Source organism: Paenibacillus intestini (genome assembly GCF_030803945.1).
GTDB lineage: Bacteria > Bacillota > Bacilli > Paenibacillales > Paenibacillaceae > Paenibacillus > Paenibacillus polysaccharolyticus.
Map to the genome: position 1 here is coordinate 1 of NZ_JAURUN010000027.1, position 6,126 is coordinate 6,126.

Genomic DNA, 6,126 nt, shown 5'->3' on the forward strand with positions numbered 1-6,126 from the left:
TTGCAGGACGTGAAGGAACAGGCGCTTCTGGCGTACGAGAATCAGGACTATCCGTTTGAGCGTCTGGTCGAGAAGCTGGAACTTGTACGGGAAGTAAGCCGGAACCCGCTGTTTGATGTGATGTTTGCACTGCAAAATATGGAAATACCGACCATTCATCATGGAAGTCCATTTAAGTCACCCTCTATAATTCCAACAAAAACTGCTAAGGTTGATATCGAATTACAAATATTTGAATTTATGGATTTTGAAAAGAAACTACAACTTATTTGTCAGTATAGAACTGATATGTTTCGAAAAGAAACTATTGAGAACTTCATTCAACATTATATATTGATTCTGGGACAGTTGGTTAATAATCCTGACTTAGTGATTAGTGAAATTGTATTGGTGTCTGAGGGAGAAAGAAATAGAATTCTAACCCAGTTCAATAAACCGCTTGAACCAATTAATCCAGCCACTACGATAAGCGGTTTATTTAAAGAACAGGCTCATATCAATAGAGATAGAGTTGCTGTTATTTGCGGTACTGAAGAAGTCAACTATCGAGTTTTAGATGAAAAATCGGATGTGCTTGCTAAGTATCTGTTAAGACATGGAGCGAGAGAAGGACAAGTGATTGGTGTTCACGCAGACCGTTCAGTGGAATTAGTAGTTGCAATTTTGGCTGTACTAAAAATAGGTTGCAGTTATTTACCGCTAGATCCTATTTATCCTCAAGAGCGGATAGAGTTAATGATGGAGGAATGCGAAGCTTCTTTCTTATTAACTAATCTTCATCAATCAGCCTATATTCCTTCGATGTATTACAAAATTATCGATCTGAATCAGTCGTTTGTGGAGCCTTTAAACAAAGGAGCGTTTCCAAGCATACAGACCACTGCTAACAGCACTGCATATATAATGTATACTTCAGGTTCTACGGGGTTACCAAAGGGAGTCATGGTCCAACATCAAGGTGTTATTCGTCTTGTGAAAAACCAGTCTTATTTTGACTTTTCTCAAAAAAACCGAATTTTGCAGACAGGTTCCATTGCATTTGATGCGTTTACTTTTGAACTTTGGGGTGCCCTTCTGAATGGTGCTACCCTTTGTTTTACATCTCCAGAAAATTTTCTGGATCCAGATAAATTAGAAGCAGAGCTTGTTTCTCATAATATTAATGCGATGTTTTTAACTACAGCACTCTTCCATCAATATGCGCAAGCAAGACCAACGGTGTTTGCCAATCTTAAGCAGCTAATCGTAGGTGGAGAAGTCTTAAGTACCTTTTATACTGAACAAGTCAGAGGACTTTTCCCGAATCTTAGAATGATTCATGCATACGGTCCTACGGAGAATACGACTTTTTCAACGATGATGGATATTAAAAAGGCTTTTGATCACACCATACCTATTGGTGCTCCAATCGTTAACTCAACAGCTTATGTACTCGACGGGTCACTTGCTCTTCAACCTGTTGGGGTGGTTGGAGAGATATATGTTGGAGGACTTGGGGTAGCCAAGGGATATTTAAATCGGCCTGCATTGAATGCTGAGCGATTTGTTGAAGATCCGTTTTATTCTGGTCAACTAATGTACCGAACAGGAGATATGGCGCGTTGGCTGTCCGATGGAACACTAGAATTTATTGGTCGAATGGATGGACAGGTTAAGATACGTGGCTATCGAGTTGAATGTGGGGAAATCGAGAATACGCTTATGAATCATGGAGATATAAAGACTGTTTGTGTATTTGTTCACGAGGAACAAGGGAAAAAACGGTTATGTGCATATTTTTCAGCAGTTCAGGACTTAATGGACATGGAGTTACGAGAATTTTTATCTCAGAGTTTGCCGGAGTATATGATCCCATCTGCATTTGTACAGCTTGAATCTTTACCTCTTACTCCCAACGGAAAGGTTGACAAACGTGCGCTTCCAGTACCTCAAATTGGAGTGGGAAAAGGTAGTAAGTATAGGGAACCGCAATCAGAAAAAGAAAAGATTGTTGCAAAAATTTGGGCAGATGTGCTTGCTCAACAAGAAGTTGGACTTACGGATAACTTTTTCTTGATGGGTGGGGATTCAATAAAAGCTCTTCAAGTATGTAGCCGTTTAAACCACGTTAACCTTGACCTGACACTTGCGGATATTTTTCAACATCCAACTATTGAATCCGTAATTCCATACGTAATTCATAGAGAGCATCAGATTGATCAAGGTGTTGTGGTAGGGGAAGGTCTGTTAACTCCTATCCAAGGATGGTTTTTTGAAGGTCCGTTAAAAGGAACAAATCGGTTTAATCAAACGGTTGCTATTTATCGCTCAGAAGGTTTTGAAGCAACACTACTTAAGAAGGTTTTAATTCGTCTGGTGGAACACCATGATGCGCTGAGAATGATTTTTTTCAAAGATTCTAAGACGAATTCTTGGCGGCAACGTAATCAAGAGGTGAAGAGTGATCAGTTTTTGTTCAGTGTTTTTACAATTGAGCATGGTATTCATGTATCAGAATTCGTTAAGAAAGAAAGCGAAAAATTACAGGAGAGCATCAATGTTAATTCTGGTCCGGTTGTGGCTGCAGGTTTGTTCAAAACGGCGGAAGGAGATCATTTGACGCTTGCCATTCATCATCTCGTTATAGATGGTGTGTCATGGCGGATATTATTGGAGGATTTGGCGGTAGGATACAAGCAGGCTTTAGAAGGACAGGAAATCTGTTTTGAACAAAAAACGGATTCATATTTGTCGTGGGCAAAGGCAATAAATGAATTTGTAGAGTCCGGTGATTTTGCATCGGAAGCCAGCTACTGGAAAGACATTGATAGTATACAAACGATATCTCTACCGAAAAAAGTTCATGTTGATAACCAACTGTTGATGGCAGGTTGTTGTAACGTTCAGCTGACCTTCAGCCCTCAGGAAACAGAACTTCTTCTATATAAAGCAAATCAAGCTTATAAGACAGAGATAAACGATTTATTACTTACGGCCTTGGGGTCTGCACTGCGACAAATGACACACGCAATTAATTTCAGAATTGATCTTGAAGGGCATGGTAGAGAAGAAATTATTAAAAATATGAATGTAAAGCGGACTATAGGATGGTTCACTTCAAGATATCCTGTACAACTTATCGTTCATTCTAATGATTATGGTGCTCTGATTAAACAAACAAAAGATCAGTTAAGGCAAGTTCCGAACAAGGGAATTGGCTATGGTATTCTGAATCATCAATTAAACAATAAGGGGAACTATGATAAGAGTTCTACTATTAGTTTTAATTACTTAGGCCAATTTAGCCCGGATGTGAGTAATGAACAGATTTTTGAATATTCCATCCATGGCACAGGAATTAGCGTGGATAGTCAATCCCAGCAGGTATATGAACTAGATCTGAATTCTTTCATAGTTAATAATTCATTATGTCTTAATATTACCTATCACGAAGCACTTTTTGATGAAGAAGTTATATCGGAATTTATTATGTACTATTCCAGATCACTTAGAGATATTATCGATCACTGTGTTTCCCAAGCTAACAACCACTATGCCAGAAGTAAAATTGCTTCTGATCGAATTACCATGCACGACGCTGATATCCTACAAGAATTATTTCCAGAATCAGTTGAAGATGCCTACGGTCTGACTCCAATGCAGGAAGGCATGTTATTTCATTCTTTAAAGGACCGCACTTCTCTTCAATATGTAGAACAATTCAGTTTGAGCTTCGAAGGGCGGTTAAATATTGGTCTATTTAAAGAAAGCTTCTGCAACCTTATAGATCGTCATGCGATTCTAAGATCCGTATTTGTTACAGATCATGTACTGAAGCCTTTACAAGTGGTTCTAATTAGCCGTAGTCCAATAATTAACGTGGAAGATTTTACTCGTTTGAATGCCGATGAAATTCATGAGTCTACAGAACAATATCTTCGTGAGGACCGTATACGGAGCTTTAATATTCAGGAAGATTCTCTTATGCGACTATCTATCCTGCAAATTGGTCCAGAAACTAATCGTGTTGTTTGGACATTTCACCACATCCTTATGGATGGATGGTGCGTTAGTATTTTACTGAAAGAACTACTTGCAATTTATGAAAGTAAGATTAATCGTACAAAACTACAATTAGAGACTCCGCCTTCGTTTAGTAGTTATATCAATTGGTTGGAAAAACAAGATAAGAAGGCAGCCGAAAGATATTGGAGTCAATATCTTATCAATTACAACTCACCAGCGGGACTAGCGAAGCAGGCTGATTCTACAAGACAAGGAGCTCAGTCTCAAAAAGAATTTGTATATACGCTGGATAGAAAATTATCTAGCAGAATGCGAACTACGGCTCAGGAATGCCAAGTAACACTTAATACACTCTTTCAGTGTGTTTGGGGGATTGTGCTGCAAAGTTATAATCACACTGAGGATGTGGTGTTTGGAACAGTTATTTCCGGTCGTCCTAAAGAAGTTCCAGGTATTGAAAGAATGATTGGGCTTTTCATTAACACGGTGCCTGTACGAATCAACTGGGGGAAAAAACAAACGTTCAGCAATTTATTAAAAGCTGTTCAACTGGACAGAATCAATTCTGAAGAATATCAGTTCTTTCCTCTGTATGAATTACAGGCTAATACGTCACTTAAGCAGAACTTGTTTGATCATATTATCGTTTTTGAGAATTATCCAATGGAAGAAGAAATTGATCGTTCAGGTACAAAAGTTAGCCCTAATTTGCAGATTCGTTGTGATTCAATTTTCGAGCAAACTAGCTATGATTTAACTCTTCTTGTCTTACCTGGGGAGGAGTTGCAACTGCTTGTTAAATACAATAGTTTTTTATATGAATATTCGAGCTTGATACGTGTATTTGAGCAGTTTGAGCATTTGCTTCAACAAGTCTGTAATCAACCTGATTTAAAGCCTTCACAGATCAAATTTATTTCCGAAAGTATGCCAGATGACGAGTGTAAGAATAGCCATATTGATATGTGTACAGTTCCTACGGAAATAACTGTGCATAAACTTTTTGAACAACAGGTTGAACGTACTCCTAATAGTGCTGCTGTTGTGTGCGGAAATCTAAAGATTACTTATCATCAATTGAATGCACGTTCCAATACTCTGGCTCATGCTTTACGGACTAAAGGTGTTGGGATAGATCATTTTGTGGGAGTTATGATTGATCGTTCTATTGAAATGGTAATTTCATTTTTAGCTGTTTTAAAAGCTGGAGGAGCATATTTACCCATTGATACAGCTTATCCTATGGACAGGGTTTCTTTTATACTGAAAGACAGTAATGTACAAATCCTGATAGCAACCCGTAATACTTGCATTCCGGAATCGTATACGGGCCAGATCGTGTACTTGGATGATGAGAGTGCAAATCATTCATCTCACTTGAATCTTCATCAGACAAGCGTTCCTACAGATCTGTTGTATTGTATCTACACTTCGGGCACCACGGGCAATCCTAAAGGAGTCGCCATGGAGCACCGCAATATTATTAGTCTGATGACTTTTCAGAAAGAGAAAACATCGATTAATCACTCCAGTGTTTTACAATTTGCTTCATCAAGCTTTGATGTCAGTATTCAAGAGATATTAACAGCTTTACTGTTCGGAGGTACTTTGGTTGTTGCCGATGATCAAATCAAACAAGACCTTGTCAGTTTAGTTGAATATATTTATGCAAACCAAGTAAAGACACTATTCCTACCAACTGCATTCTTTAAAATGCTTATTAATGAAGCGGATATCTATGAAAAATTATTGTCTATTGTTGAGCACTTAGTGATAGCAGGGGAGCAATTAGTGCTTACGGAGAGATTTATTGATTCGGCAAAACGTAATAAAGTTCAATTGCATAATCATTATGGTCCATCAGAGACACACGTAGTTGCGACCTATACAATGGCTAAGTCAACTGATTTTTTACTCGTTCCTCCACTCGGAGCCCCAATATTCAACGCTGATCTTTATATTATTGATCATGCCGGACGTATACTCACTCAAGGAATGCCTGGGGAATTGTACATTGGTGGGAGTAGTGTGGCTCGTGGATACGTAAATCGTCCGGAGTTGACAGCTGAGCGATTTGTCGATAATCCGTATGAACCTGGAGAGCGGATGTACCGGACAGGA

Annotated in this window: 1 protein-coding gene; it reads left to right on the plus strand. The window is 38.6% G+C overall.

What is annotated here, in order from left to right; all coding sequences use genetic code 11:
* Positions 1–9 precede the first annotated feature (9 nt).
* A partial coding sequence (locus J2T16_RS28715; protein WP_499020211.1) for an amino acid adenylation domain-containing protein occupies positions 10–6,126 on the plus strand: 6,117 nt, incomplete at its 3' end.